Origin of the sequence: Deinococcus radiotolerans (assembly GCF_014647435.1) — a bacterium.
Classification (GTDB): domain Bacteria; phylum Deinococcota; class Deinococci; order Deinococcales; family Deinococcaceae; genus Deinococcus; species Deinococcus radiotolerans.
Genome location: NZ_BMPE01000007.1, coordinates 105,716 through 128,809, shown reverse-complemented (window position 1 = coordinate 128,809; position 23,094 = coordinate 105,716). Strand labels below are relative to the sequence as shown.

Genomic DNA, 23,094 nt, shown 5'->3' with positions numbered 1-23,094 from the left:
CCTGCGCGCGATGACAGCGCGGGTTGTGAAACACAAGGTGGACTGGGCGGCGTTTGGGCGGGGGTTCCGGGTGATGGTGCCGTTGTGGGCGGGCGTGGTGCCGTTCGCGGTGGCGTACGCGGTGACGGCCCGCGCGAACGGGCTGAGCGTGTGGGAGACGTGCCTGATGAGTGTCACGGTGTTCGCCGGGGCGAGTCAGTTCGCCGCGGCGGGGCAGTTTATGGCTGGGGGCGTGCCGGGGGTGGCGTCGGCGCTGGCGCTGGTGGGGACGACGTTCGTGCTGAATGCCCGGCACGTGCTGTACGGCCTGAGTCTGTCGCGGCAGCTACCCCTGTCGCGCGCGCAGCGGCTGGTGGCGGCGCAGTTCCTGACGGATGAGGCGTACGGGATGGTGCTGGTGGCGGGTCCGCGTGACCCGGGGGGCCTGAGTCTGGGGTTCCTGCTGGGCGCGGAGCTGAGTCTGTTCGCGGCGTGGAACGCGGCGACGCTGCTCGGCGCGCTGGCGGGGGCGGTGCTGCCGGACCCAGACGCGCTGGGAGTGGGCGTGATCTTCCCGCTGGCGTTCCTGGGGCTGCTGGTGCCGCTCCTGGCAGGGCGGGTGGCGGTGCTCGTGGCGCTGCTGTCGGGGCTGGGCGCGTGGGGGTTGGGTCAGGTGCTGCCGGGGGGGCTGGTCGTGCTGCTGGTGGGTGTGGGTGGGGCGCTGCTGGGCGCGCTGGTCAGCACGCGGGCGGGGGGGCGGGCGTGAGCGGCTGGCTGGTGATCCTGCTGATGTGGGCGGTGACGTACCCGGCGCGGCTGCTGGGGCTCAGCCTGGGCCGCCTGGAGTTGCCGCCGTTCTGGCTGGCGTTTCTGCGGTTCGTGCCGGTCAGTGTGTTTGCGGCGCTGATCGTGCCGGACGTGCTGGGCAGCCCCGAGTGGGCGCGGCGGGTGGTGGGGGCCGTGGTGGGCGGCGCGCTGCTGTGGCGGACCCGCAGTCTTGCGTTGGGCATTCTGGGGGGTTTCGCGGCGTACTGGGCGGCGCGGCTGGCGGGCGTGTAGGGGTGTAAGGGCCGCCGCGGCGTGTTGGGGCGGGGGCGCGCTATGCTGGGCGGCGCATGACGGGTCAGGCGGACAGAGTCAGAATGATCGACGGGAAGTACGAGGTGCTGCGTGAGGTTGCGGTGCAGGGCCCGGTTACGCTCTCGGAGGTCCGTTCGGCCGAGGGCGTCACCCGTCAGGTGGCGTGGTTCACGGTGGCGACGCCCGCGGACCGGCAGGCCTTCCATGCGTACCGGACGGCGCTGCGGGCCCTGAGCCCGGCGGGCCTGACGGACGTGGTGGCGCGGCCGGGCGCGTTCTACGCGGTGTGGCAGCCGGTGACGGGTCAGCCGCTGGAGGCCGCGCTGGCGCACAAGGGCGTGCCGCAGGATCTGGTGGAGCAGGTGCAGGGGCTGGCGGCCGCGCTGGCCGAGCACGGGTACGCCCTGGAGGACGCGCAGGTGCTCGTGGAGGGCCATGAGGTGCGCGTGGCGTACCTGACGCCCCGCGTGACGCCGCGGACCCCGGAGGACGTCGCGGCGCGGAACGCCGTGACGCTCGCCCCGCTGAAGCGGGCGCGGGTGCGGCGGCGGCGCGAGCCGGGCGCGTGGCTGACGTTCATTCCGGGGCTGCTGCTGCTGGGCGGCGCGACGTACGTGGGCGCGCAGGCCGTGCAGATCTACCTGAACCCCCCGGTGCGGCCGGTGCCGACCGTGGTGGGTCAGGCGGCCAAGCCGGCGGCGCAGCAGCTGACCCGCGAGGGTTTCCGCGTGGAGTTCGTGAAGGGTCAGGCGGCGGGCCGCGCGGTCGGGTCGATCATTAGGCAGGACCCGGTGGGCAATTCGAACCTCCCGGTCGGGCGCCTGGTTACGCTGACGGTGAACAATCCCCCGTCGATCGAGGTGCCGCGCCTAGAGGAGATGACGCCGGCTCAGGCGCGGGACGCGCTGAAGGGCAGCGCCATGACGGTCGGGAAGATCGTGAAGGTGGACGGCACCCTAACCGGCACGCCGGAAGGGCGGGTGGTGGCGCAGCTGCCCGAGGCCGGCTCGACGGCGCAGCAGGGGCAGGCGGTGCAGCTGATGGTCAGCACCGGCATTGTCGGGAAGAGAACGTTTATTCCGGACCTGAAAGGGATGCAGTACGAGGACGCCCTGAAAACCATCCGCGCCGCGGGCCTGGTCGTGACCAAGGTCTCGCCGCAACCCAGTGACCTGAAGGAAGGAACGGTGCTGGAGCAGACGCCCCTGGCGTACGCGACCGTCACCACGGGCGGTCCGGTGTCTCTCACGGTGGCCGCGCCGCGGTACAGCGCCCCGAGCCGTCCGGCGGGCAGCCTGCCCCTGCCGCCCGCCCCGGAACCAGAACCCCAGCCAGAATCTCAGCCGGAACCGGATCCCGTTCCGGAGGACACGTCCACCACCTCCACTCAGACCCCGGAGACCAGCACGTCGGGGGGCACGCAGGAGATTCCAGCCGTGCCCGCCAGCGGGTCCACGCCGGAGGTGGCGGCGCCCCTGCCGCGCAGCGTCACGTTGCGGTACACCTTCCCCACGGACCTGCCGGACGGGACGTACACGCTGGCCGTGCGGGACGCGAACGGCGAACGCGCCCTGAACCTGAGCGCGGCCGCCGAGGCGCTGGCCGGGAAACAGATCACCACCACCGAGACGGTGCGGGGCGAAGCGGTGTTCATCATCCGGCGAGACGGGCAGGACTTCGCGCTGGAAACCCCCTGAGCGGCCCGGCCGGAACCTGAGGAACACGGATGATCTACCTGGATTACGCGGCGACGCACCCCATGACGCCCGAAGCGCTGGCGGCGTACGCGCAGGCGGCGGCCCTGCCGGGCAACCCGGCCAGTGTGCACGCGGCGGGTCAGGCGGCCCGTGAGCGGCTGGAGGAAGGCCGCGCGCGGGTGGCGGCGGCGTTCGGGGTGGACCCGCGCACACTGATCGCCAACGGTGGCGGCACCGAGGGCGACAACCACGTGCTGCTGGGCGTCACGCGGGCATGGCAGGAGGCGCACGGGCGGCCCGGTCACCTGATCACCACGCCTACGGAGCACTCGGCGGTGCTGGCGCCCGCGCGGGCGCTGGCGGCGCAGGGCTGGGCGGTCACGTTCCTGACGCCGGACCGGTTCGGGCGCTACGACCCGGCGGAACTGGCGGGCGCGTTGCGGGACGATACGGCGCTGGTGTCCATTCACCACGCGAACAATGAGGTGGGGGCCGTGCAGAACACCCCAGCACTGGCGGCAGTGGCGGCTGCACGCGGGGTGCCGTACCACACGGACGCCGTGCAGGCGCCCGGTGTGCTGCCGGTGGACCTGCCGGGCTGGGGCGTGACCTTTGCGACGTTCAGCGCGCACAAGTGGGGCGGGCCGCGCGGCGTGGGCTTCGTGTACGTGCGCCGCGGCACGCAGTTACCGCCCGTGACGTTGGGTGGCGGGCAGGAGGGCGGCGTGCGCCCGGGCACGCAGGACACCGCTGGGGTGTACGCGGCGGGCGTGGCCCTGACCCACGCGGCGGCGGCGCAGGGCGCGACGCTGGCGCACCTGGGAACCCTACGCGAACAGTTCATGCGGGAGGTCGCGAGCATCCCGGACCTGAGCGTGAACCACGCGCCGGACAGCAGCCCGAAGGTCGTGAACGTCACCGTGGGCGGCGCGGACGGCGAGGCGCTGCTGATGAACCTCGACATGCTGGGCGTGGCGGCCAGCGCCGGGAGCGCGTGCAGCGCGGGCACCATGCAGCCCAGCCACGTCATGACCGCCCTGGGCCTGAGTGAAGCGCAGGCCCGCGCGTCGCTGCGCTTCAGTTTTGGCGCGGCCACCACGCCTGCCGAGATCAGTGCGGCGGCGCACGCCCTCGTGCAGGCCGCAACCTGGAGCCGCGTCTAACCCACCGTATCCACGCAGGCGGCGGAACGTCACCCCGCCGCCTCTTCAGACCGGGCGTGCGCCCGGCCACCCTCGACCTCAGGTGTTCTCGTTCTCCTCGGGGTCGCGGGTCAGGGTGGGCTGCACCGGCGCGTGGCCGCGGTCCTGCGTGGCGCGGGGGTCACGGCCCAGATCCTCACGGGTGAGTTTGATCTCGATGGGTGAGCCGCCGAAGTTCAGGCTGCGCTGCGGGAAGGGAATCTCGATGCCGGCCTCGTCCATGGCGATCTTGATGCGGCGGTTGAACTCGCGGCCGATGGCGTACTGACTCTTGGGCTGCACCTTGAACAGGGCGCGCAGGGTCACGCCGTCCGGAGCGAGTTGCGTCACGCCCTGCTGCTCGGGTTTCTCCAGGAAGAAGTGCTTCCACTCGTCGGCCTCGTAGATCTCAGTGCTGACCTGTTCCAGGACGCGCAGGGCGTCGTCAATGTTCGCGGTGTACGTGACGTCCACGGTGGCGACCACGCGGGACCAGTCCTTGCTGCTCACGCTGACGGTGTTGATCTGCCCGTTGGGGATGATGTGCACGGTGCCGTCCAGGGCGCGCAGGGCGGTGACACGCAGGTTCAGGCGTTCTACGCCGCCGGACAGCTGGCCGGTGTTCACGGTGATCACGTCGCCCACGCCGTACTGGTCTTCGAGCAGGATGAAAAAGCCGTTGAAGACGTCCTTGATGAGGCTCTGCGCGCCGAAGCCCACGGCGAGACCCAGCACGGACACCCCGGCCAGGAGGCTGGTGGCGTTCACGCCGAGTGCCTGGAGGGCGGCGATGACGCTCAGGATGACAACCACGACCCGCAGGGTGCTTTCCACGACGCCCTTGAGGGTTTGCACGCGGACGCTGCGGCGGTTGAATTCCTGTTCGGCCACGATGCGCTGCGCGAGCGTACCGATCAGGTTCCAGGCGATCAGCGCCATGGCGATCACCACGACCAGCTGCCCGGCGCTGTGCCGGAAGCCGTCCATGATGTCGCGCCCCAGGTTGAACAGGACGGGCACGCTGGGCAGGTACGCGACGGCCGTGGCGACGGCCAGCCAGCCGATGATCACGACCAGCCACCACAGCCACTTCAGAGCGGGCAGCAGGCGGCGGGGCACGTGCGGTTCGAGCGCGCCGATCAGTACGCGCCCGAAGCGGTAGATGGCGTACGCGGCCACCGCCGTCAGGGCCAGGCCCACCCAGACCTGGGGTTTGACGATCTGAACACTGAGTTCCTGCAACATGACCCACACCTTCTCATGAGGTGGTGAGCGTGCCAAGAGGAGCGGCGCAGCAGCAGTCACGCCCGCCCGGGCTGCGGTCAGAGCGGGCGTCGAATAGGGCGGGTCAGCCGGAGGACTGTTCCGTGAAGGCCGCCTCCAGGCGGGGAATCAGGTTCGCCTCGTGCGCGCGGGCGGCGCGCAACAGGGCGTTCTTCACGGCGCGCGCGTCGGCGCTGCCGTGCCCAATGAACGCCAGGCCCTTCACGCCGATCAGCAGGCTCGCGCCGTACGTGCTGGGGTCCATCCGCTCGGCCAGGCCGCGCAGCGAGCCGCGCACGAGCAGGCCACCGATCTTGCTCTTGAGGCCACTCTGGAGGGCCTCCTTGACCCAGCCGAACAGCACCTTCGCCTCACCCTCGGCGAGCTTCAGGACGACGTTTCCGGTGAAGCCGTCCGTGACGACGATGTCGGTGGTGTTGCGGAAGATGTCGCGGCCCTCCACGTTCCCGTGGAAGTTCACGCCCCGGCCGTGCAGGGCGCGCAGCAGCCCGTGCGCTTCAAGCACCAGCGCGCTGCCCTTGTGGTCCTCCTCGCCGATGGAGAGCAGCCCCACGGTGGGGTTCTCGCGGTCCTCGACGACTTTCAGGTACACGCTGGCCAGCCGCGCCCACTGCGCGTAGTACGTGGCCTTCACGTCCGCGTTTGCCCCGGCGTCCAGCAGGGTGGTGAAGCCTCCCTTGGCAGGCAGATGCGTGAGGATCGCGGGCCGCTCGACGCCCCTGATGCGGCCCAGCGTCAGCAGGGCGGACGCCATGGTCGCGCCGCTGTGGCCCATGCTGACCACCGCGGACGCGCGGCCCTCCTTCACGAGGCGCGAGGCGACGTTGATGCTCGCCTGCGTGCGGCTGCGGACGTCACTGGCGTGCTCGTCCATGCCGATCACGTCGGTCGCCTCGACCACCTCGACGGGCAGGCTGGCGCTCCCCGCGTGCCGGCCGAGTTCCGCGTGGAGTTTCACGCGGTCCCCCACGAGAATCACGGACACCCCCGCGCGGGCCGCGGCCAATGCGCCCTCCACGTTAGGTGGGGCGCCGTGATCGCCGCCCATCGCGTCCAGTGCGACCGGCAGACTCATCAGCGGTCGTCGCCGTCCAGGGCGGCGGACGTGTAAAAGGGCCGGGTTTCCAGGCCGCGCTGCTCGCTGGGCAGGCGGTAGCCGGGGCGCTCGACGTGCTCGCGGATGTCCTTGAAGTCCACGTACTGGTCGGCAGCGTTGCGCAGCTCGTAGCTGGTCATCTCCGCGATGCTGGCCACCACGACGCGCTTGCCGCGCGCGCGCAGCACCTCGACCGGCCGCTCGAAGTCCCCGTCGCCGGTCAGCAGCACCGCTGTGTCGTACTGGTCACTGGTGGTCAGCAGGTCCGTGACGATCTCGATGTCGAGGCTGGCGCGCCGGTACGTGTCGCCGCTGTCGTCCGTCGCCTCGCGCAGGGGGCGGGTGCGGACCGTGTAACCCATGTAGGTCAGGGCGTCCGTGAAGCGCTTCTGCTTGTCGTCAATGGGGGTGGGGACGGCCGTGTAGTAGAAGGCGTTGTACAGGCGGCCCGGAGCGGAGAAGTGCTCCAGGATCTTGCGGTGGTCGAAGTTCCACCCGAGTCGTTTCGCTGCTGCGTACACGTTGGCGCCGTCAATAAAGAGTGCAATACGTTCCATCTGTCCTGTCTCCTGGGGCCGGGGGCCTGCCATGGGGCGGCTCCGGCGGACGCCCGGCGCGGCCCACTGTGGGGCGTGACCTGAGCGTTCGCGGGTCAGGATACCTGACGGACTGTCACGCGGGAAACGGCCCACCCGATGGGCCATGCAGTGCGGGCCGCCCAGCCTCCGGTCGCGTGGAGCCCTGCAGGGCGTCCCAGACGTCGGCGCGCAGCTGCGCGAGCGCCACCCCCCCGTACTCGGCGGGCAGCGTGTCCAGGTACCGCAGGGCCTTGTCGTAGTTCCGGTGCGTCAGGCTGCCGTGCGCCCAGCGCTTATGCAGCGCGGCCGCGAGCAGAATCAGCGCCTGCAGGAACGCCCGGTCGTCCCCGCGCGCGGTCATCCAGGGGCGCTCCCAGGCCTCGTGCGCCTCCCACCACTCGCCCCGCGCGAACAGCGCCGCGCCGCGCCGGAAGTCGCCGGAATCCGTGACCGTCATGCCCGGCAGGCTAGCGCGTTCCCGGCCGCGGGACCGCCAACTGCGACGCACCTCACCACGGTTAAACAACCGGTGAGGGAACACCCCCTCCTGGCATATCTCCGCCCTGCCCCCCAGGGGTATAGTCGGGGCATGAAGCCTGTGGAACTCACGGACAGCAACTTTAACAACGAGATCAGCGAGGGCCTGACCCTGGTGGACTTCTGGGCCCCCTGGTGCGGCCCCTGCCGCATCATCGCGCCGGTGATCGAGGAACTCGCCGGGCAGTACGAGGGCAAGGTCAAGATCGCGAAACTGAACGTGGACGAGAACCCCGTCACGCAGGGTCAGTACCGCGTCATGAGCATTCCCACCCTGATCCTCTTCAAGGACGGCCAGCCCGTTGAGGGCGTTGTGGGCGCCCAGCCCAAGCGCGCCTTCGAGGCGCTGCTCGACAAGTACAGCAACGAGAAGATCGCCAGCACCTGACGCTGAACGGACAGCGCGCCCGGGTCATATGATCGGGGCGCGCTTCCAGTTTCAGGGTTCAGGCAGAAGAGTGTGGGCAGGGACAGGCACCGCCGCACTAGACCGCTGAGGACCCGTCTCCTCGCCTACTCCACCCGCCACTTCGACTGTGGCGGTTCAGAGTCGCACGATATCTGGTGGTGTCCAGGCGTGCAGGGCCTCGCCCAGCAGCACCTCGCCGTCGGGCCAGTCGCCGTGCCCGCTGGCGACGTTGATGTGCCCGGCCTCGCCCGCCGAGATGAATTCGGCGTCCCACGCTTCAGCGAACGCCTGGGCACGCTCGAAAGTGGCGAAGGGGTCGTTCTCGCTGGCGACGACCAGTGCCGGGAACGGCAGGGGCTGCATGGGCACGGGCGCCATGCCCTGCACAGCTGGATACTCCTCGATCGTCATGTCCGCGTCGGTGGGGCCGACGAGCATCGCGCCCTTCACGCGCGGGTGCCCGCCAGTCAGGCGCGCCCAGTGGACGATGTTCAGCACGCCACACGAGTGCCCAATCAGGACCAGATCGCCGGGCGTCGCGTCGATGACCTCCTGAAGGCGGGCCGACCACGTCTCGGGGGTGGGCCGGTCCGGGTCGTCCTGCCGCACGCGCGCCGCGCCGAACTTGCTGGTCCAGAGGCTCTGCCAGTGCTCCGGGCCGCTGTCTCCCAGGCCCGGCACGATCACGATGGTCGGCGTCATGTGCTCAGGCTAACGCGCGGGCGGCGGCCAGTACGGCGGATGTGCTGCCCCCAGTGCGGGTCAGGCTTCGAGGAGTTCCACCTGCCGCCCGTCGGGGTCCTGCACGAAGGCCATGTCCCGGCCGCTGGGACTGGGTTGCAGGTCGCGGGTGACGGTCACGCCCGAGTCACGCAGCGTCTGGAGCAGGGCGCGCAGGCCGGTGACGTGCAGGGCGATGTGCTCGGCCCAGTGGGGGTGCGGGGCGGGGGTCTCGCCGCTCACCTGGAAGAACTGGAGGAGGCCGTTCCCGAGACGCAGGACGGCGCGGCGGTGCCCCTCGGTGGTGGTGAGGTTCTTCTCGGTGGTCGCCCCGAGGCGCTCGTAGAAGGCGACGGTCGCGCCGATGTCGCGGGTCAGGAAGGAGACGTGCTTGAGCATGCGTGCAGGGTATACGCTGCCGGGCGTGTCTGGTGCGCCGTGGAACTTGAAGGGTCGGGGAGTGGTGGCCGTGTACGGGGGCCAGGAGGCGGGGGCGCTGATGCTCGTGCGCTACGCGCAGTCCGGCGTGGGGCCGTACGACGAGCTGCTTTGGGTGTCCCTGAGGGACAAGCCGCAGGTGACGCGAAACGTGGTGAGCACGAAGGAGAGCGTGGTATGGGGCCGCCGGAACTGGGCGATTCCCAAATCACGGGCGGATTTCGCGTGGGAGGGCGTGCCGGGGCGCGAGCAGGTGCGGGTCACGCAGAACGGGCGGCTGCTGGCGCACCTGAGCGTACAGGCCTGGGGACCGTCGCTGCCGGTGACGACCGCGGTCGTGCCTGCCGCGTGGCGGACGCTGACGCAGCCGCCCCTGCCGGAAGCGGAGGCCCGGGAGTCACTCTTGACGACCGTCTCGGCGTCCGGCTGGGTGCGGCCCGCGCGGCTGAGCGTGATCGGCGGGGACTTCCACTCGGCCCTGCTGGAGCGGCGGCCGCGACTGACCGCCGCGGTGCCCGACTTCCAAATGGTGTTTCCCGTTCCGCGCGTGCGGCCTGCCTGACCGGTCGTTCGGGGTCATGCGCCCCGCGCGGCGGGTGAAATAGTTCAGCGCGTGCGCCCCCACCCCCGCGCTTCCGGCGCGGCAAACCCTGGGCCCCCCTCCCCTTCCCCCTTTCCTGACTTCGGCGCCCCGCGCGCCCCGGTGATCCCATGAGCGAACAGCCCGACACGAACACCCAGCCCGCCGCACCCACCCACGGAGCCCCTGCTGGTGCGCCCGCCGGTCGCCCCGCCCGCAAGCGCATGGTGGACCTCGACCCCAGCGGGCAGGTCACGCAGCGTGAACCCGACCGCTCGGGCCGGCAGTTCATGAACTACTCGTTCTTCAAGCTTGACCCGGCCTTCCGCCGCCTGCCGCACGCCGAGCGCGAGGAGATCAAGGCCGAGTTCATGGCCGCCGCCGACGCGTGGCAGGCCGACGCGCCCGCCGCGAAGGGCCTCATCCAGCGCAGCTACTCGCTGGTCGGCGTGCGCGGCGACGTGGACTTCATGATCTGGCGCATGGCCTTTGACGTCCGCGACTTCCAGGACGCCCAGGCGCGCCTGAACCGCACCCGCCTGATGGGGTACCTGACCCAGCCGTACACGTTCACCAGCATGAACAAACGCAGCCAGTACGTGAACCGCGTCGAGGGCAGCGGCCACGGCCTGGAGATCCTGCCCGGCCAGGGCCGCTACCTGTTCATCTACCCCTTTATCAAGACCCGCGCGTGGTATGACCTGACCCCCCACGCCCGCCAGGGCATGATGGACGAGCACATCTACGCCTCCGAGCCGTTCAAGGGCGTGCGCATCAACACCAGCTACTCCTACGGCATTGACGACCAGGAGTTCGTGGTGAGCTTCGACAGTGACCACCCGCAGGAATTCGTGGATCTCGTCCACCGCCTGCGCTACACCGAGGCGAGCAACTACACATTGCAGGACACCCCGATGTTCACCTGCGTGAAGAAGGATCTGAACGAGACGCTGGACGACCTCGCGTAAACCGTGGATCTGGTCTGGGGGGGAGGTTGGGTGGCCTCTCCCCTTCTGCTGCCATCAGCGGCCCAGCGCATCCAGTGCGGCGCGGATCTGCCGGGCGCCCTCGATCAGGCGGGGGCCGGGGCGACCCAGGCCGCTCTCGGGCACGGCGACGACGGGCACGCCCAGTCCGCGCGCCTCAATGACCTCGGGGCGCAGTTTCTTCGCGCCGCACCACGAGCACACGATCAGGTCCGGGCGGGCGGCGCGGACCTCGTCCAGCGTGAGGGGGCTGCTGCGGCCCTCCCGGGCTGCCAGGGCATTGACGGCGCCCAGACTGCTCAGCAGGTCCGTGACCCAGGAGTCGCGGGTGGCGGCGATGATGGGTTTCGGCCACCACTCGACCAGCACGCGCGCTGGGGTGCGGACGGGGCGGTGCAGGGCGGCCAGTTCGGCCTCCAGCGCGTCGGCGACCGCCGCCCCACGTTCCGGCAGGCCCAGCAGCGCGCCCACCTGCCGGATGGTGGCGGCGGTGTCCGGCACGCTGGTCGGGTCGAGGATCACGGTGTTCAACCCGGCGTCCTGCACGGCCTGCACGACGCGCTCCATGCCCGGCACGCTCAGGCTGGCGAGCACCAGATCGGGGCGGGCGCGGGTCAGGGCGTCCACGTCGATGTTCAGGTCCGGGCCCAGCCGCATGGCGTGGTCGATGCCGGGCGCGTCGCTGTGGCTGTCCACGGCCACCAGCCGGTCCGTGGCGTGCAGGGCGTGCAGGATGTCGGTGTTGCTGCACGTCAGACTGGCGAGGCGCACTTGGGGCATGCCCGGCAGTGTAGGCCGCGCTGCACGCGTGATGGAAGTGCGCGCTGGCACGGGCAAACGCCCCCCTGACCGTATGGTAGGCTCGGTCGTATATGAAGAACACGTTCGTCGTTTCTATGGCGCTGCTGCTGGCCCTGACCATCGGCGGGTCCGTCGTCGGGTACAACAAGGCCATCCACAAGGAAGAAAAGGGACACGAGGAAACGAAGGCCCCCGAACAGAACGGCGAGTCCGCGCCCAGCGCCAATGGGGCGTCCTCCGGCCCTGCGGGCGGCACCCAGGCGAACACCCGCGCGGCGAACGACGGGGGCGAGCAAGCGGGCGTGAACGGCGCGACGGTCGAGGCCCAGGGCAACACCACCGGTGACGTGCAGAACAGCACCACGGAGGGCAGCGCCACCGACACCAACACAGCCGGGTCCACCGGGCAGCAGCCCGCAGAGACGGCAGCGGCGGCTGAGCCCCAGGGGGACGCCTCTGCGGGCGGGAAGACCTTCGCGGCAAACTGCGCGGGGTGCCACGGTGCGAACGGGCAGGGGCAGATCGGGCCCAGCCTCGTGGCGGCCAACGGGCCCAAGGACTGGACGCTGGATCAGTTCAGGACCACCCTGCGTGAAGGCAAGACCCCGGAGCGTGAGCTGCAGGCCATGATGCCCCGCTTCACGGAGGCGCAGCTGACCGACAGTGACATCGCGAACCTGCAGGCGTACATCAAGACCCTGAACTGAAGGTCTTCACGAGGCGGCCCGCGGATGTCCGGGGCCGCCTCGTGCGTTGCCAGATGGCTGCTAGATGGGGTAGTACGCGCGGGGCTGACCCTGCACGAAGTCGCGGGTGGGGACCCAGATCAGCGGGTTGCGTTCCTCGACTTCCGGGGGTGGACCGTAGCGGACCAGGGACTCGACCTGCGCGAACGGCACCCACTTGACGCCCACGACTTCGGGGTCGGTGGGGTCGATCTCGCCGTGGAAGGTGGCGGTGAAGCGCCCGAAGATGGCGTAACACTCGTTGCGGGTGCCGGTCAGCAGTTCGCCTTCAAGCAGGCTGACGAACATCAGGTCCGTGACGGTCAGGCCGGTCTCGACGAGAACCTGCCGGACGGCGGCGTCGCCGAGGGTCTCGCCTGGGAGGGCCTTGCCGCCGGGCAGGCCGTAGAAGATGCTGCCGTCGTCCATGCGTTCCTCGACGAGCAGCAGGTGCCCGTCCCGGACGAGGTACACGTGCGCGGCACGTTTGAGCGGCAGGGTGCGCGACAGGTGGCTCATGTGCCGGGCAGTCTAGCGCGGCTGGCCCTGAAGCAGGCTCAGGACGTCGTCCGGGAGGCGGGCGGGGCGGTAGGTCTGGTCGGTGGCGATGTGGCGGGTCTCGCCTGTGGCGAGCAGTTCGTCGCCGCGCAGGACCTCGTACGTGAAGGTCATGGTGCGCGAGCGGACGCTGCTGAGCCGCGCCACGATGTGGAGTTCATCGTCGTAGCGGGCGGCGCGGCGGTACTCGACGTTCAGGCCCGAGAGCATCAGGTAGTACCCGCGCGCCTCCACTTCACGGTACGGCAGGCCCAGGTGGTGCATCAGGTCAGTGCGGGCCACCTCGAACCACACGGGGTACGTGGCATGGTGCACGACGCCCATCGCGTCCGTCTCGGCGTAGCGCACGCGGATGAGGGTGGGCGGCCAGGGTGCCGTCTCAGGAACGGTCACAGGGGGGGGCGGTCGCTGGCATCGTGGAATTCCAGCACGGGCGTGCGGCGCAGTTTCACGTGATCGGCCACCTGCCGCTGCAGGTACCCGCGGGCGCCGCGCAGGGCGTCCAGCAGGTCCTCCATGTCGCCGGTCATGGCACTGACGTACACGCGGGCCAGGGAGTAGTCGGCGGTGACGGTCACGCGCTCGACTGTGACGATCATGGGCACGCGCGGGTCGCGCAGGCCGCCGATGGAGTCGCTGATCACGCGGGTCAGCTGCGACTGGATCTGTTCGGGCTTCACGCGCCACTCCGGGGGACAGGGGGGGTCGGGACTGACATCCCGGCATGCTACGGCATCCTTGGGCGCCGCAGCAGCAGTTCAGAGGAAATGATCAATCGGCCCACAGAGCCCTCTTCCTGACCGGGTTGCGGCGCGAAACGAGCCCCGTCAGCGTGCGGGCGCCCGTGGAACTTCTCAGGGCGGGTGCGCGTAGCGTGGGGCATGAACCTGAAACTTCCGTTCCTGAAGAGTGATGACGCCCTGCCCGGCGGCGTGATCCGCCCCACGTGGGTGGTGCTGGACCTGAGTGGCCCGTACCCGGAGCGTCAGCCGACGAATCCAGTGGCGGGGCTGCTGAGCCGCACGGAGTCGCTGGAGGCCCTGGCGGCGCGTGTCGAGAAGCTGCGCGGCGCGTCGTGGCTGCACGGGGTGCTGGTGCGCTTCGGGGAGTTCACGGCGGCGCCCGCGACGGCGCACGCGGTCCGGGGCCTGCTGGCCGACCTGCAGAAGGACAAGCGAGTGGTGGCGTACCTGCCGCAGCTGAACATGCTGTCCCTGATCGCAGCGAGCGGCGCAGGGGAACTGGTCGCGCCGGAGTCCGCCGAGGTGAACGTCAGCGGCTTCGGGCTGGAGAGCACGTTCCTGGGCGAATTCCTGAAGAAACGCGGGATCGAGTTCGAGAACCTGCGCATCCGCGAGTACAAGGCGGCCCTGACGCGCTTTTCCGAGGAGCGGATGGACGACCACAACCGCGAGCAGCTTCAGGCGTACCTGTCGGGCCTGGAGGGCGCGTGGATGCGCGATCTCGCGGCGGCACGCGGCGTCCCGCAGGACGTAGCGGCCGGGTGGCTCGCGGCAGACCTGACGAGCGCCCAGGCGGCTCTGGAGGCGGGACTGATCACGAAGGTGGCGTACGAGGACGAGCTGATCGGCCCGGCCAGCCGCCCGTTCGCCGCCGTAGCGGACCTGCTGATGCCCAGCCTGCCCGGCAAGGCGGCGAAGGAGGGGCGGGTGGCGGTGGTGCCCCTGGTGGGGACGATCATCACTGGGAAGAGCCGCACCAACCCCATCCCGCTGCCGCTGCTGGGCGGCCCGATGGCCGGGTCGGACACGGTCGTGGCGGCGCTGCGCCGCGCCAAGGGGGACAAGTCCACCAAGGCGATCGTGCTGTACGTGAACAGCGGGGGTGGCAGCGCCCTGGCCAGCGACCTGATCTGGCGCGAGGTCGCGACGAGCGAAAAGCCGGTCGTGGTCGTGATGGGCGAGTACGCCGCGTCCGGCGGGTACTACGTCGCCACGCACGCCAAGACGATCGTCGCGTCACCGTACACCCTGACCGGCAGCATCGGCGTGGTCAGTGGCAAGCCGGTCCTGACGGAATTCAACCGCCGTCACGGCCTGAACCCCGAACGGGTGGGCCGGGACCGCGCGCTGATGTACTCCGCGGCCCGCCCGTATAGCGAAGACGAGCGCGAGCACGTCGAGAAGGGCATCCTGGAGGTGTACGACCGCTTCACGACCCGCGTCGCGGAGGGCCGCGGGCTCAGCAAGGAGCGCGTGAACGAGCTGGGCCGCGGCCGCATCTGGAGTGCCACTGACGCGCTGGACCGCGGGCTGGTGGATGAGCTGGGCGACCTGCGCACGGGCCTGGCGCGCGCGCGGGAGCTCGCAGGTCTGCCGGGTGACGCGCCCGCGTGGAACGTCACGCCGAAGAACCACGGTCCCCTCCCGGAATTTGCGCAGGAGGCCGCGCAGGCCGCCCGCGTGACGGTGTGGCCGTTCGGGAGCGAGCGCGTGCTGACGTGGTTCGATCAGGACGTCAGGGTGCGCTGACGCGGGGCATAGGCAGTGGGGCGTGGCTCGGGATCGTCTCCCCTCGACGCCCCACTTCTGCCCTCCTTACGCCTGCGTGGTGGCCTCGTAGGCGTCGATCTGGCGGCGGATGACGTTCAGGCTGCCCTCCCAAAAGTCCGGGGCGTGCAGGTCGATGCCGAAGCGCGCGGCGAGGGCCAGCGGGGTGGCCTGCCCGGTGGCGGCCAGGAGGGCGTCGTAGCGGGCCTGGAAGTCCGCCTCCTGCCCCTGGGCGCGGGCCTGCTCGTACTGGGCGTAGAGGCCCAGGCCGAACAGCAGCCCGAAGGTGTACGGGTAGTTGTAGAAGCTGCGGCCGTAGTAGTGCGGCTTGACCGCCCACATGTAGGGGTGGGGGGTGTTCAGGGCGTCGCCGTACGTGTCGCGCTGCGCCTGCACCATCAGGGTGTTGAAGTCGCTGGGGTTCAGGTCGCCCGCGGCGCGGCGTTCGAAGACGGCCTTCTCGAACAGGAAGCGGCTGTGGATGTCCACGACGACCTGCGCGTGGCCCATGAGCTGCGTTTCCAGAACGTACAGGCGCTCCTGGCCCTGCGCGGTGGCCAGGGCGGCGTTCTGGATGATCGTCTCGCAGAAGATGCTGGCGGTCTCCGCGAGGGTCATGGGCGTCTCCTGTTGGAGGGGGTCCAGGCCGCCAAGCTGCACGTTGTGGTACGCGTGGCCCAGTTCGTGCGCCAGGGTGCTGACCGAGTCGAGGCTGGGATCGTGGTTCATCAGGATGCGGCTGTCGGCACCCTGCCATTTCATGCAGAACGCGCCGCTGCGTTTGCCGTCGCGGGGGCCTGCGTCGATCCAGCGCTCACCGAACGCGCGGGCGGCGAAGTCACCCAGGGCGGGGCTGTACGCGCGGAACTGGCGTTCCACGAACGCCTCCCCGGCGGCGTAGTCCCAGTGGGTGTCGCTCTGGCCCACCGGGGCGAACAGGTCCCACCAGTCGAGTTGTGTCTTGCCGAGGTGGCGGGCCTTGGCGCGGAAGTACCGGCGGAAGTCGGGCAGCGCGCGGATCACGGCGCCCTGCATGGCGTCCAGCGTCTCGCGGTCGATGCCGTTGCTCAGGAGGCTGGGCGCGACGACGTCTGTGAAGCCGCGCCGCTGGGCGAGGGTGCCCTCCTCCCCTTTCACGCCGTTCATGCAGGCGGCGAACACGGTCTCCTGGGTCTTCCAGGCGGCGATCTCGGCATTGAAGGCGTCCTCGCGTACCTGCGCGTCGGCGTCGCTGGCCAGGGCGCGCAGGGCCGTCACGGGCAGGGCCTGGCCGCGGTACTCACCAGACAGGGTGCTGGACACGTTGCCGTGCAGTTTGCTCCAGCCGCCGCCGCTGGCCGGGTGCAGGCGGGCGGCGAGGTCCTCCTCAGGCGGGGTCATCTGGTGGCGGGCGAGTTGAGCGGCGCGGCGCAGTCGGTGTTCGTGCGCGCGGGCAGCCGCGCTCTGCTCCAGCAGGGCGTTCAGGGCGTCGTCGTCCAGGCCGCCCAGCCAAGCGGTCAGGCGCGAGCCGAGCGGGCCCAGCGGCAGGGTCAGAGTGGTCAGGGTGGCCATGCGGGCCTGGGCGGTCTCGTCGCGGCTGTCGGTGGTCACGTGGGCGTACACGAACGCGCGCACGCGCCCCAGGCGGGTCAGCACGGCGTTCAGTTCGCTCAGGGCGGCGTCCACGGCGGCGGGCGTGACGGCTGATCCGGCGCGGACGCCCTGCGTGTCGAACAGGGCCTCCAGGGCCTGCACGTCCTGGCCCAGCGCGCTGAGGTCGCGGTCCAGCTGCGGGTCGTTCAGGCTGGCGTACAGGTCGTCGGTGCGCCAGCGGGGCATCTCGGTTGTGGTCACGTTCCGGAGTGTACGGCGACTCCCTGGCGGGGCGGTAGGCCAATTGGCGCACCGGACACAGGCGCGCACTGCGTTCAGGGTCTTCCGTGCGTGGTCTGTACAGCGTCACGGGGGCGACTGGAACAGCAGAGCATTAGTTGATAAAACAAGTCCACTTTTTCCGGAGGTTCCCATGCGTACCCGACTCACCCTGACCGCCACCCTAGCCCTCGCCGCACTCGGCAGCGCCGCCCACGCCGCCACCACCCTGACTGTGTTCATGGGCAGCCAGCAGCGCCCCGAGATCTTCCAGCCCATCTTCGACCGTTTCGAGAAGCAGAACCCCAACGTCAGGATCAAGATCGAGACCGGCGGCGCCACCAGCGAAGCGCAGAACCAGTACCTCACCACCGTGCTGGCCGCCAAGGACAACACCCTCGACCTCTTCCTGATCGACGTGGTCCGCACCGCCACCTTCGCAGCCGCCGGCTGGGCTGAACCGCTCGACGCGTACCTGCCCAGCAAGGACACGTACCTGAAAGCTTTCCTGCCCGGCCCGGTCGCTGCCGCCAGCGTCAGCGGCAAGCTGTACGCCATGCCCGCCTTTACTGACTCGCAGTTCCTGTACTACCGCAAGGACCTGCTCGAGAAGTACAAGGCCAAGGTGCCCAGAACCTGGGATGAACTCGCCGCAACCGCCGCGCGCATCCAGAAGGCCGAGGGCGGGAGCCTCCAGGGCTTCAACTTCCAGGGCGCGCCCATTGAGGGGACCGTGTGCAACTTCCTGGAGATGACCTGGACGGGCGGCGGCAGCGTGGGCGACGTCACGGGCCCCGCCGCGAAACAGGGCCTGGGCTTCCTCGTGAACGCCGTGAAGACCAAGCTGGCCCCCGCCGCCAGCGCTGAGATGAAAACCGACGACTCCCGCCAGCAGTTCCAGGCCGGGAACGTCCTGTTCGGCCTGAATTGGAGTTACGCCTGGGCGCACTTCCAGGGCAACAGCCCCCAGCCCACCAAGGTCAAGGGCGACGTGGGCGTCGCTGCGCTCCCGGCCTTCGGGAAGAACGCCACCGCCACCTGCACCGGCGGCTGGGAATGGGGCCTGAACGCCTACAGCCGCAACAAGGCGACGGCTGTGAAACTCCTGCAGTTCATGGCCAGCAGTGACGTGCAGAAGGAAATGGCCGTCAAGGGCGCCTACCTGCCCGTGCGCAAGAGCCTGTATAACGACAAGGCCGTGCTGACCGCCAACCCGCACTTCAAGGCGCTGTACCCGATTGTCACGAAGGCCCGCCCGCGTCCCGTCACGCCCGCCTACCCGCGTGTCAGCGAGATCATCCGCAACAACGTCTCGGCCGCCGTCGCGGGCAGCAAGAGCGTGGACGCCGCCCTGAACGACATGAAGCGTGACCTGGAACCCCTGCTGAAGTGACTCGGATTCCGTCTACTTCTTTGACAGATCGGCACTTCACCGATCTGCCAACTCTACGCCCGGAACCCTCACCGCTCCCTCTCGCATCCGCTCGGATTGAACGGTTTTTACACACCATTCAATCGGAGTCCGTATGACCCCACCCCTGAACTCCTCTCCCTCCCGCCGGGTTCGCCGTGAACCCGGCGAGGGCCTGCTGGCCTTCTTCCTGCTGCTGCCGGCGGCGACGCTGCTGCTGGGCGTGCTGCTGTTCCCGATGCTGACCACCTTCCGCGACAGCCTGTACCTGAACAAGCTGACCGAACCGTGGCTCACGGGCTTCGTGGGTGTCAAGCAGTACGCGCAGATGCTCGGCGACGCCCGCTTCGGCGCGGCGCTGCGCAACACGCTGTTCTTCGGCGTGCTGACGGTCGGCGGGTCGTTCCTGGTGGGCGTCCCCATGGCGCTGGCCGCGCACCTGCCCAGCCGCGCGCGGGACGTGGCCCGCGTGGCCCTGCTGCTGCCGTGGGCGATGCCGCCGGTCATCACGGGCCTGATCTTCGCGTGGCTGTTCAACGCGCAGTACGGCGTGTTCAACGACCTGCTGGTGCGCGCGGGCTTCATTCAGGAGCCGCTGCGCTGGCTCAGCACGCCCGGCCTGAGCGTCCTGGCGATGGTCCTCACCATCGTCTGGAAGACGAGTTCCTTCGTCGCGCTGATCGTGCTAGGCGGCCTGCAGGGCATCCCGAAGGAGATGATCGAGGCGGCGCAGGTGGACGGCGCGACCCCCACCCAGACGTTCTTCCGGGTGATCCTGCCGCTGCTGGCCCCCAGCCTCGCCGTGGCGTTCATCTTCCGCACCATCAGCGCCGTGCAGGTCTTCGACATTCCCTACACCTTCATCCAGCAGGCACCCGCGCAGGGGCTGCTGGAGACGCTCGGCGTGTACATCTACCGCACGGGCATCGAGTTCCTGGACTTCGGGTACGCCGCCGCGCTCAGCGTGGCCCTGTTCGCGCTGAGTCTGGCCGTGACGGCCGTGTACGTCCGCTTCGTGCGGGACGGAGGCAACTCGTGAGTGGCGACACCAGCCCCCAGCGCCTCACGCCCGCGCAGCGCGCCGGGCGGTACGCCGCGCTGGCCGCCCTGATCGTCGGCGGGTTCTTCCCGTTCATCTGGATGGTGCTCACCAGCCTGAAATCAGAGGGGGAACTCCAGAAGTTCCCGGTGCAGTACCTCCCGTCGAAGCTGGACTTCAGCAACTACGCCCGGGTGTTCAGCGAGCAGCCGTTCGCGCAGTTCTTCCTGAACTCCCTGACCGTCAGCCTCCTGAGCACCGTGCTGTGCATCGCCGCCGCCGTGCCCGCCGCGTACGCCCTGGCCCGATTGAACCTGCGCGGACGCGGCCTGCTCATGACCGCCGTGGTCACGTTCAGCATGCTTCCGGTCGTCAGCCTGCTCGTGCCCATGTTCCGCCTGATGCGCGGCGCGAACCTGCTGAACACCTACCCCGCGCTGATCCTCCCCTACGCCGCCCTGAGCCTCCCCATCGGCATCCTGACGCTCGTGGCGTTCTTCAGCGCCATCCCCCGCGACCTCGAGGCGGCCGCCATGGTGGACGGCACCACCCGCGTCGGCGCGCTCACCCGCGTCGTCCTGCCGCTCTCGACGCCCGGCGTCGTCACGGCCGCGCTGCTGGTGTTCGTGAACTCCTGGAACGAATTCCTGCTCGCCCTGAGCTTCAACACCAAACTCTCCATGCGCACCGTGTCCGTCGGCGTGACCCTCTACCAGGGCGAATTCGCGTTCCCCTGGCCGCTGATCGCCGCCGCCGTCGTCGTCGCCACCGTGCCCCTCGTGCTGCTGATCGCCATCTTCCAGCGCCGCTTCGTCGCGGGCCTCACCGCAGGCGGCGTGAAGGCATGAGTGAGGGTGTGCTGCCCGATTCGGCTCAGCTCCTCACGACGCTGGGATCGTGGACGCCAAGAGCGACGGACCTCCTCTCCAACGAGGGAAATATTCTCCACGCCGTCGCGCTGAGTGCCATCCTGTGGCCGCGTTTCATTGAATTCGAGGAGCACGTCATCAGGGCAGACCGCTTCGATCTAGAGAACTTTCGGCAGTGGCAGGAGAGTACCGGCCACAAACGGCAAGCCATCGAGAGCGTCCTGAATCACGTCCACATCTACGATCTGCTGCCCTCAAACGACGAGGCACCTCTAGAAGCCTACGAGTACCTCGCTCAGGTGCTCCTGCGCACCTGGAAAGCCGCGCTGGGCGAGCAGCATCCCACACGTCAATTCCAGTTCCACTACGCCACTGAGCCTGACGAGTACGGCCCCACCGTCTACGTCTGGCAGACCCTGTCAGGAGCCCCCTCATGACCAATCCTTCCCAGTCCGAATTTCTATGGTTTCTTCAGCTGTCGCGTGACGGCGAGTTCATCGGCACGAAGGAGAAACCGCCGCGTAAGCCGACCCTGGCGTACCTGCAGTCGCTGATCAGCACGGCGGGCGAGGCGGGCTTCGAGGCGCTGCTGACCGCCACGAACTACCACAGTGAGCACGAGAACTACACGGCGGCGGTGGCGGCCCTGGCGCGCAGCGCGCCGACCGATCCGGCGCTGCTGATCGCGGTGCGGCCCGGGATGTTCCACCCGGCGATGTACGCGAAGATGCTCGCGACGCTGCAGAACCTGTTCCCGGGGCGGGTGCGGGTGAACATCGTGACCGGCAGCAGCCCGGCCGAGAACGCCATGTACGGCGACCGCGAGGATCACGGCAAGCGGTACGAGCGCACGCGGGAGTTCATGCAGATCCTGCGGCAGCTGTGGACGGCGCCGCCGCCGCAGTCGTTCAGCAGCGACCTGTACGCCTTCGAGAACGCGGTGCTGGACCCGGCGCCCGTGCAGCCGATCCCGCTGTACTTCGGCGGGGCGTCCCCGGTGGCGCAGGGAATCGCGGCGGATCTGGCGGACGTGTACCTGATGTGGGGCGAGCGGGAGGACATGCTTGCCGAGCGGCTGGCGCAGATGCGGGCGCTGGAGGCGCAGACGGGCCGCCCGCTGCGCTACGGGCTGCGCACGCACGTGATCGTCCGCGAGACGGAAGCCGAGGCCCGCGAGGCGGCCGAGCGGCTGATCAGCCGCGTAGACCCGGACGTGCGGGCGGCGTTCGTGGCGAGTCACGCGCACGTGGACGGCGTGGGCCAGAAACGCCAGATCGACATGATGAAGGGCCTGGACGCGGACCTGATGGTCGAACCCGGCCTGTGGGCGGGCGTGGGCATGGCCCGCAGCGGCGTGGGCGTCGCCCTCGTCGGCGATCCGCAGCAGGTGGCCGCGAAGATCCGCCGCTACGAGGACATGGGCTTCAGCTCGTTCATCTTCAGCGGGTACCCGCACCTGGAGGAAGCGCGCCGCTTCGGGGAGCTGGTCATGCCGCTCCTGAAGGGCGGGACGCGCGAGGAACGCGCGATTCACACGGACAAGGTCGCGCCGGTCGCCTGAACTGCCCTGCTCCTCCCCCCTTGTGGGGGAGGTCGGGTGGGGGGTGGCGGGCTGCGCCCGCCGGATTCAGCTGGCGCGCAGGATGACGTGTTCGAGGCGTTCGGCGACGTTCACGAGGTGGTCGCCGAGCCGTTCGAGGTTGCGGGCCATGCGGCCGGCGGTGAGGGCGACGTCGGTGTCCTCGGGCCGTTCGAGCAGGCGGGTGAGGCTGGCGCGCTGCATCTGTTCGTACAGCGCGTCCACCTGTTCGAAGTCCAGGCGCATGACGTCCCGCGCGGCGGTCAGGTCGCGTTCGGCGAAGGCGTACGAGAGCCGTTCGAGCATCTGCGTCAGGAGGCGCACGAGGGGCAGGGCGTCCTGGAGGGTGGCGCTGCGGGTGCGGGGCGCGAAGGTTTCCAGGTCGCGGGCGACGTTGAAGGCGTAGTCGCCCACACGCTCGAGGTTGGTCAGGCTGCGGAAGACCATCAGGTGGAAGGCAAGGTCGTCCTCGGTCAGCGGGGTGGCGAAGGCCTGGAGGCACAGGTCCTCGAGTTCGCGTTCCAGGGCGTCCGTCTCGGCTTCGAGGCGTTCGGCGCGGGCGGTGAGCCCGGCGAATTCGGCGCGTTCGTTGGCGTCGCGCACGGCGTCGAGCTGTTCGAGGGTGATGCTGAGCATCCGCAGGAAGCGCGCGGTGATGGTGGCCGCGCTGCCCGGCGTGGGTGTGCCGGGCGCGCGGTGTGGGGTGGGGTGTGCGCCGCCGTCCATGCCGCCCAGTATGGCGCTGCGTTGTGATGAGGTGGTCAAGGCGGGCGTGACGGGGCGCTTACCGATGCGGGGTCCTGGGTCAGCGGTGGGCGCGGACGGGTCCGAGCGGGGTGAGCCCGGCGGCGCGCAGGGCAGCGCGCAGGTCGTCGGGGGTGGCGCTGGCGTCGTGGGGGCGGGCCTGGAGGGTCAGGTCGCCCAGGCTGGCGACGGGCCAGGCCTGGAGGGTCCAGCCGCTGAGGTGGGGGATCTGGCGGGTCGGGGCGATGACTTCCAGGCTGTACAGCGGGGCGGTGGGGTCGGGGAGGAGGGGGGCGTGCAGGTGGGTGGGGGTGGTGCGGTGCAGGGTGGCAGTCATGGGGTGGACCTCGTCGGGGGCGCGGCCGGGGGTGGCCGGTGATGTCTTCAGGGTGCGCCTGTGGGGGCTGTTCTGACCATCGGTGTGGGCGCTGTCCCCCTCCAC

Annotated in this window: 27 protein-coding genes; 14 read left to right on the top strand and 13 right to left on the bottom strand. The window is 69.9% G+C overall.

Going from position 1 to position 23,094, the window contains the following annotated elements; all coding sequences use genetic code 11:
* Positions 1 to 10: 10 nt before the first annotated feature.
* The 4 genes from IEY63_RS13210 to IEY63_RS13195 all read left to right on the top strand — a co-directional run bounded on the left by IEY63_RS13210 (position 11) and on the right by IEY63_RS13195 (position 3,919).
* Entirely contained in the window at positions 11 to 745 is a 735-nt protein-coding gene (locus tag IEY63_RS13210) for an AzlC family ABC transporter permease (RefSeq protein ID WP_189069473.1), read from the top strand.
* Entirely contained in the window at positions 742 to 1,038 is a 297-nt protein-coding gene (locus IEY63_RS13205; protein ID WP_189069472.1) for an AzlD domain-containing protein, read from the top strand. The genes IEY63_RS13210 and IEY63_RS13205 overlap by 4 nt, the downstream gene beginning before the upstream one ends.
* 83 nt (positions 1,039 to 1,121) lie before the next feature.
* Positions 1,122 to 2,756, top strand: coding sequence for a PASTA domain-containing protein (locus tag IEY63_RS13200; protein ID WP_229784699.1), 1,635 nt, complete (start codon positions 1,122 to 1,124; stop codon positions 2,754 to 2,756).
* A 29-nt stretch (positions 2,757 to 2,785) separates the two neighbouring features.
* Positions 2,786 to 3,919 (top strand): cysteine desulfurase family protein, encoded by a 1,134-nt coding sequence (locus IEY63_RS13195; protein ID WP_189069470.1) that lies wholly within the window; start codon positions 2,786 to 2,788, stop codon positions 3,917 to 3,919.
* A 78-nt stretch (positions 3,920 to 3,997) separates the two neighbouring features.
* Here the strand turns inward: IEY63_RS13195 and IEY63_RS13190 are convergent, their stop codons facing one another.
* From IEY63_RS13190 to IEY63_RS13175, 4 genes are all read right to left on the bottom strand, one after another.
* Positions 3,998 to 5,182, bottom strand: coding sequence for a mechanosensitive ion channel family protein (locus IEY63_RS13190; protein WP_189069469.1), 1,185 nt, complete (start codon positions 5,180 to 5,182; stop codon positions 3,998 to 4,000).
* Between the two features lie 103 nt (positions 5,183 to 5,285).
* Positions 5,286 to 6,296, bottom strand: a complete 1,011-nt coding sequence (plsX, locus tag IEY63_RS13185; RefSeq protein WP_189069468.1) for a phosphate acyltransferase PlsX — start codon at positions 6,294 to 6,296, stop codon at positions 5,286 to 5,288.
* Entirely contained in the window at positions 6,296 to 6,874 is a 579-nt protein-coding gene (locus tag IEY63_RS13180; RefSeq protein ID WP_189069467.1) for a LabA-like NYN domain-containing protein, read from the bottom strand. Before IEY63_RS13180 ends, plsX begins: the two co-directional genes overlap by 1 nt.
* Positions 6,875 to 6,989: 115 nt before the next feature.
* Positions 6,990 to 7,352 carry a DUF309 domain-containing protein gene (locus tag IEY63_RS13175; protein ID WP_189069466.1) on the bottom strand — a complete coding sequence of 121 codons (363 nt, stop codon included), beginning with the start codon at positions 7,350 to 7,352 and terminating at the stop codon, positions 6,990 to 6,992.
* A gap of 132 nt (positions 7,353 to 7,484) precedes the next feature.
* Between IEY63_RS13175 and trxA the strand changes: the two genes are divergently transcribed.
* Positions 7,485 to 7,820 carry a thioredoxin gene (gene trxA / locus IEY63_RS13170; protein WP_189069465.1) on the top strand — a complete coding sequence of 112 codons (336 nt, stop codon included), beginning with the start codon at positions 7,485 to 7,487 and terminating at the stop codon, positions 7,818 to 7,820.
* Between the two features lie 156 nt (positions 7,821 to 7,976).
* Here trxA and IEY63_RS13165 read toward each other — a convergent pair whose 3' ends face one another.
* Together IEY63_RS13165 and IEY63_RS13160 are read right to left on the bottom strand one after the other, a co-directional pair.
* Complete coding sequence (locus IEY63_RS13165; RefSeq protein WP_189069464.1) at positions 7,977 to 8,543, bottom strand: RBBP9/YdeN family alpha/beta hydrolase; 567 nt, start codon at positions 8,541 to 8,543, stop codon at positions 7,977 to 7,979.
* A gap of 60 nt (positions 8,544 to 8,603) precedes the next feature.
* Complete coding sequence (locus tag IEY63_RS13160; RefSeq protein ID WP_189069463.1) at positions 8,604 to 8,960, bottom strand: VOC family protein; 357 nt, start codon at positions 8,958 to 8,960, stop codon at positions 8,604 to 8,606.
* A 25-nt stretch (positions 8,961 to 8,985) separates the two neighbouring features.
* Between IEY63_RS13160 and IEY63_RS13155 the strand changes: the two genes are divergently transcribed.
* Together IEY63_RS13155 and IEY63_RS13150 are read left to right on the top strand one after the other, a co-directional pair.
* Positions 8,986 to 9,561: a hypothetical protein gene (locus tag IEY63_RS13155; protein ID WP_229784698.1), complete on the top strand. Its 576-nt coding sequence runs from the start codon at positions 8,986 to 8,988 to the stop codon at positions 9,559 to 9,561.
* 149 nt (positions 9,562 to 9,710) lie between these two features.
* Entirely contained in the window at positions 9,711 to 10,547 is an 837-nt protein-coding gene (locus IEY63_RS13150) for a chlorite dismutase family protein (RefSeq protein ID WP_189069462.1), read from the top strand.
* Between the two features lie 54 nt (positions 10,548 to 10,601).
* Here the strand turns inward: IEY63_RS13150 and IEY63_RS13145 are convergent, their stop codons facing one another.
* A complete protein-coding gene (locus IEY63_RS13145) occupies positions 10,602 to 11,345 on the bottom strand; it encodes a helical backbone metal receptor (RefSeq protein ID WP_189069461.1) in 744 nt (247 codons plus the stop codon).
* Between the two features lie 92 nt (positions 11,346 to 11,437).
* Between IEY63_RS13145 and IEY63_RS13140 the strand changes: the two genes are divergently transcribed.
* Positions 11,438 to 12,073, top strand: coding sequence for a c-type cytochrome (locus tag IEY63_RS13140; protein WP_189069460.1), 636 nt, complete (start codon positions 11,438 to 11,440; stop codon positions 12,071 to 12,073).
* Positions 12,074 to 12,133: 60 nt separating this feature from the next.
* Here the strand turns inward: IEY63_RS13140 and IEY63_RS13135 are convergent, their stop codons facing one another.
* The 3 genes from IEY63_RS13135 to rbfA all read right to left on the bottom strand — a co-directional run bounded on the left by IEY63_RS13135 (position 12,134) and on the right by rbfA (position 13,329).
* Complete coding sequence (locus IEY63_RS13135; protein WP_062157810.1) at positions 12,134 to 12,610, bottom strand: NUDIX domain-containing protein; 477 nt, start codon at positions 12,608 to 12,610, stop codon at positions 12,134 to 12,136.
* A gap of 12 nt (positions 12,611 to 12,622) precedes the next feature.
* Positions 12,623 to 12,973 carry an acyl-CoA thioesterase gene (locus IEY63_RS13130; RefSeq protein ID WP_229784705.1) on the bottom strand — a complete coding sequence of 117 codons (351 nt, stop codon included), beginning with the start codon at positions 12,971 to 12,973 and terminating at the stop codon, positions 12,623 to 12,625.
* Positions 12,974 to 13,038: 65 nt separating this feature from the next.
* The gene (rbfA, locus tag IEY63_RS13125; protein ID WP_189069458.1) at positions 13,039 to 13,329 is read right to left on the bottom strand and encodes a 30S ribosome-binding factor RbfA; all 291 of its coding nucleotides are present in this window, start codon (positions 13,327 to 13,329) and stop codon (positions 13,039 to 13,041) included.
* Positions 13,330 to 13,530: 201 nt separating this feature from the next.
* Here rbfA and IEY63_RS13120 point away from each other — a divergent pair, with 201 nt between their 5' ends.
* Positions 13,531 to 15,141, top strand: coding sequence for a S49 family peptidase (locus tag IEY63_RS13120; RefSeq protein ID WP_189069457.1), 1,611 nt, complete (start codon positions 13,531 to 13,533; stop codon positions 15,139 to 15,141).
* A 66-nt stretch (positions 15,142 to 15,207) separates the two neighbouring features.
* Here IEY63_RS13120 and IEY63_RS13115 read toward each other — a convergent pair whose 3' ends face one another.
* Positions 15,208 to 16,977 (bottom strand): M3 family oligoendopeptidase, encoded by a 1,770-nt coding sequence (locus IEY63_RS13115; RefSeq protein WP_189069509.1) that lies wholly within the window; start codon positions 16,975 to 16,977, stop codon positions 15,208 to 15,210.
* Positions 16,978 to 17,164: 187 nt separating this feature from the next.
* On the opposite strand from IEY63_RS13115, the gene IEY63_RS13110 reads away from it, so the two are divergent.
* The 5 genes from IEY63_RS13110 to IEY63_RS13090 all read left to right on the top strand — a co-directional run bounded on the left by IEY63_RS13110 (position 17,165) and on the right by IEY63_RS13090 (position 21,890).
* A complete protein-coding gene (locus IEY63_RS13110) occupies positions 17,165 to 18,403 on the top strand; it encodes an ABC transporter substrate-binding protein (protein WP_189069456.1) in 1,239 nt (412 codons plus the stop codon).
* Positions 18,404 to 18,536: 133 nt separating this feature from the next.
* Positions 18,537 to 19,460, top strand: coding sequence for a carbohydrate ABC transporter permease (locus tag IEY63_RS13105; protein ID WP_189069455.1), 924 nt, complete (start codon positions 18,537 to 18,539; stop codon positions 19,458 to 19,460).
* Complete coding sequence (locus IEY63_RS13100) at positions 19,457 to 20,308, top strand: carbohydrate ABC transporter permease (protein ID WP_062157804.1); 852 nt, start codon at positions 19,457 to 19,459, stop codon at positions 20,306 to 20,308. Before IEY63_RS13105 ends, IEY63_RS13100 begins: the two co-directional genes overlap by 4 nt.
* The gene (locus IEY63_RS13095; RefSeq protein WP_189069454.1) at positions 20,305 to 20,766 is read left to right on the top strand and encodes a hypothetical protein; all 462 of its coding nucleotides are present in this window, start codon (positions 20,305 to 20,307) and stop codon (positions 20,764 to 20,766) included. The genes IEY63_RS13100 and IEY63_RS13095 overlap by 4 nt, the downstream gene beginning before the upstream one ends.
* Positions 20,763 to 21,890 (top strand): LLM class flavin-dependent oxidoreductase, encoded by a 1,128-nt coding sequence (locus tag IEY63_RS13090; protein WP_189069453.1) that lies wholly within the window; start codon positions 20,763 to 20,765, stop codon positions 21,888 to 21,890. The genes IEY63_RS13095 and IEY63_RS13090 overlap by 4 nt, the downstream gene beginning before the upstream one ends.
* A gap of 66 nt (positions 21,891 to 21,956) precedes the next feature.
* Here IEY63_RS13090 and IEY63_RS13085 read toward each other — a convergent pair whose 3' ends face one another.
* Both IEY63_RS13085 and IEY63_RS13080 read right to left on the bottom strand, forming a co-directional pair.
* Complete coding sequence (locus tag IEY63_RS13085; RefSeq protein WP_229784704.1) at positions 21,957 to 22,544, bottom strand: phosphate signaling complex PhoU family protein; 588 nt, start codon at positions 22,542 to 22,544, stop codon at positions 21,957 to 21,959.
* Between the two features lie 169 nt (positions 22,545 to 22,713).
* A complete protein-coding gene (locus tag IEY63_RS13080) occupies positions 22,714 to 22,989 on the bottom strand; it encodes a hypothetical protein (protein WP_189069451.1) in 276 nt (91 codons plus the stop codon).
* Between the last annotated feature and the right edge of the window lie 105 nt (positions 22,990 to 23,094).

Bases quoted from the DNA above. Each gene is read 5' to 3' on its own strand.
- IEY63_RS13210 (WP_189069473.1), top strand. From the start codon at position 11: ATGACAGCGCGGGTTGTGAAACACAAGGTGGACTGGGCGGCGTTTGGG.
- IEY63_RS13200 (WP_229784699.1), top strand. From the start codon at position 1,122: ATGATCGACGGGAAGTACGAGGTGCTGCGTGAGGTTGCGGTGCAGGGC.
- IEY63_RS13195 (WP_189069470.1), top strand. From the start codon at position 2,786: ATGATCTACCTGGATTACGCGGCGACGCACCCCATGACGCCCGAAGCG.
- IEY63_RS13190 (WP_189069469.1), bottom strand. From the start codon at position 5,182: ATGTTGCAGGAACTCAGTGTTCAGATCGTCAAACCCCAGGTCTGGGTG.
- plsX (WP_189069468.1), bottom strand. From the start codon at position 6,296: ATGAGTCTGCCGGTCGCACTGGACGCGATGGGCGGCGATCACGGCGCC.
- IEY63_RS13180 (WP_189069467.1), bottom strand. From the start codon at position 6,874: ATGGAACGTATTGCACTCTTTATTGACGGCGCCAACGTGTACGCAGCA.
- IEY63_RS13175 (WP_189069466.1), bottom strand. From the start codon at position 7,352: ATGACGGTCACGGATTCCGGCGACTTCCGGCGCGGCGCGGCGCTGTTC.
- trxA (WP_189069465.1), top strand. From the start codon at position 7,485: ATGAAGCCTGTGGAACTCACGGACAGCAACTTTAACAACGAGATCAGC.
- IEY63_RS13165 (WP_189069464.1), bottom strand. From the start codon at position 8,543: ATGACGCCGACCATCGTGATCGTGCCGGGCCTGGGAGACAGCGGCCCG.
- IEY63_RS13160 (WP_189069463.1), bottom strand. From the start codon at position 8,960: ATGCTCAAGCACGTCTCCTTCCTGACCCGCGACATCGGCGCGACCGTC.
- IEY63_RS13150 (WP_189069462.1), top strand. From the start codon at position 9,711: ATGAGCGAACAGCCCGACACGAACACCCAGCCCGCCGCACCCACCCAC.
- IEY63_RS13145 (WP_189069461.1), bottom strand. From the start codon at position 11,345: ATGCCCCAAGTGCGCCTCGCCAGTCTGACGTGCAGCAACACCGACATC.
- IEY63_RS13140 (WP_189069460.1), top strand. From the start codon at position 11,438: ATGAAGAACACGTTCGTCGTTTCTATGGCGCTGCTGCTGGCCCTGACC.
- IEY63_RS13135 (WP_062157810.1), bottom strand. From the start codon at position 12,610: ATGAGCCACCTGTCGCGCACCCTGCCGCTCAAACGTGCCGCGCACGTG.
- IEY63_RS13130 (WP_229784705.1), bottom strand. From the start codon at position 12,973: ATGGGCGTCGTGCACCATGCCACGTACCCCGTGTGGTTCGAGGTGGCC.
- IEY63_RS13120 (WP_189069457.1), top strand. From the start codon at position 13,531: ATGAACCTGAAACTTCCGTTCCTGAAGAGTGATGACGCCCTGCCCGGC.
- IEY63_RS13115 (WP_189069509.1), bottom strand. From the start codon at position 16,977: ATGCCCCGCTGGCGCACCGACGACCTGTACGCCAGCCTGAACGACCCG.
- IEY63_RS13110 (WP_189069456.1), top strand. From the start codon at position 17,165: ATGCGTACCCGACTCACCCTGACCGCCACCCTAGCCCTCGCCGCACTC.
- IEY63_RS13105 (WP_189069455.1), top strand. From the start codon at position 18,537: ATGACCCCACCCCTGAACTCCTCTCCCTCCCGCCGGGTTCGCCGTGAA.
- IEY63_RS13095 (WP_189069454.1), top strand. From the start codon at position 20,305: ATGAGTGAGGGTGTGCTGCCCGATTCGGCTCAGCTCCTCACGACGCTG.
- IEY63_RS13090 (WP_189069453.1), top strand. From the start codon at position 20,763: ATGACCAATCCTTCCCAGTCCGAATTTCTATGGTTTCTTCAGCTGTCG.
- IEY63_RS13085 (WP_229784704.1), bottom strand. From the start codon at position 22,544: ATGCTCAGCATCACCCTCGAACAGCTCGACGCCGTGCGCGACGCCAAC.
- IEY63_RS13080 (WP_189069451.1), bottom strand. From the start codon at position 22,989: ATGACTGCCACCCTGCACCGCACCACCCCCACCCACCTGCACGCCCCC.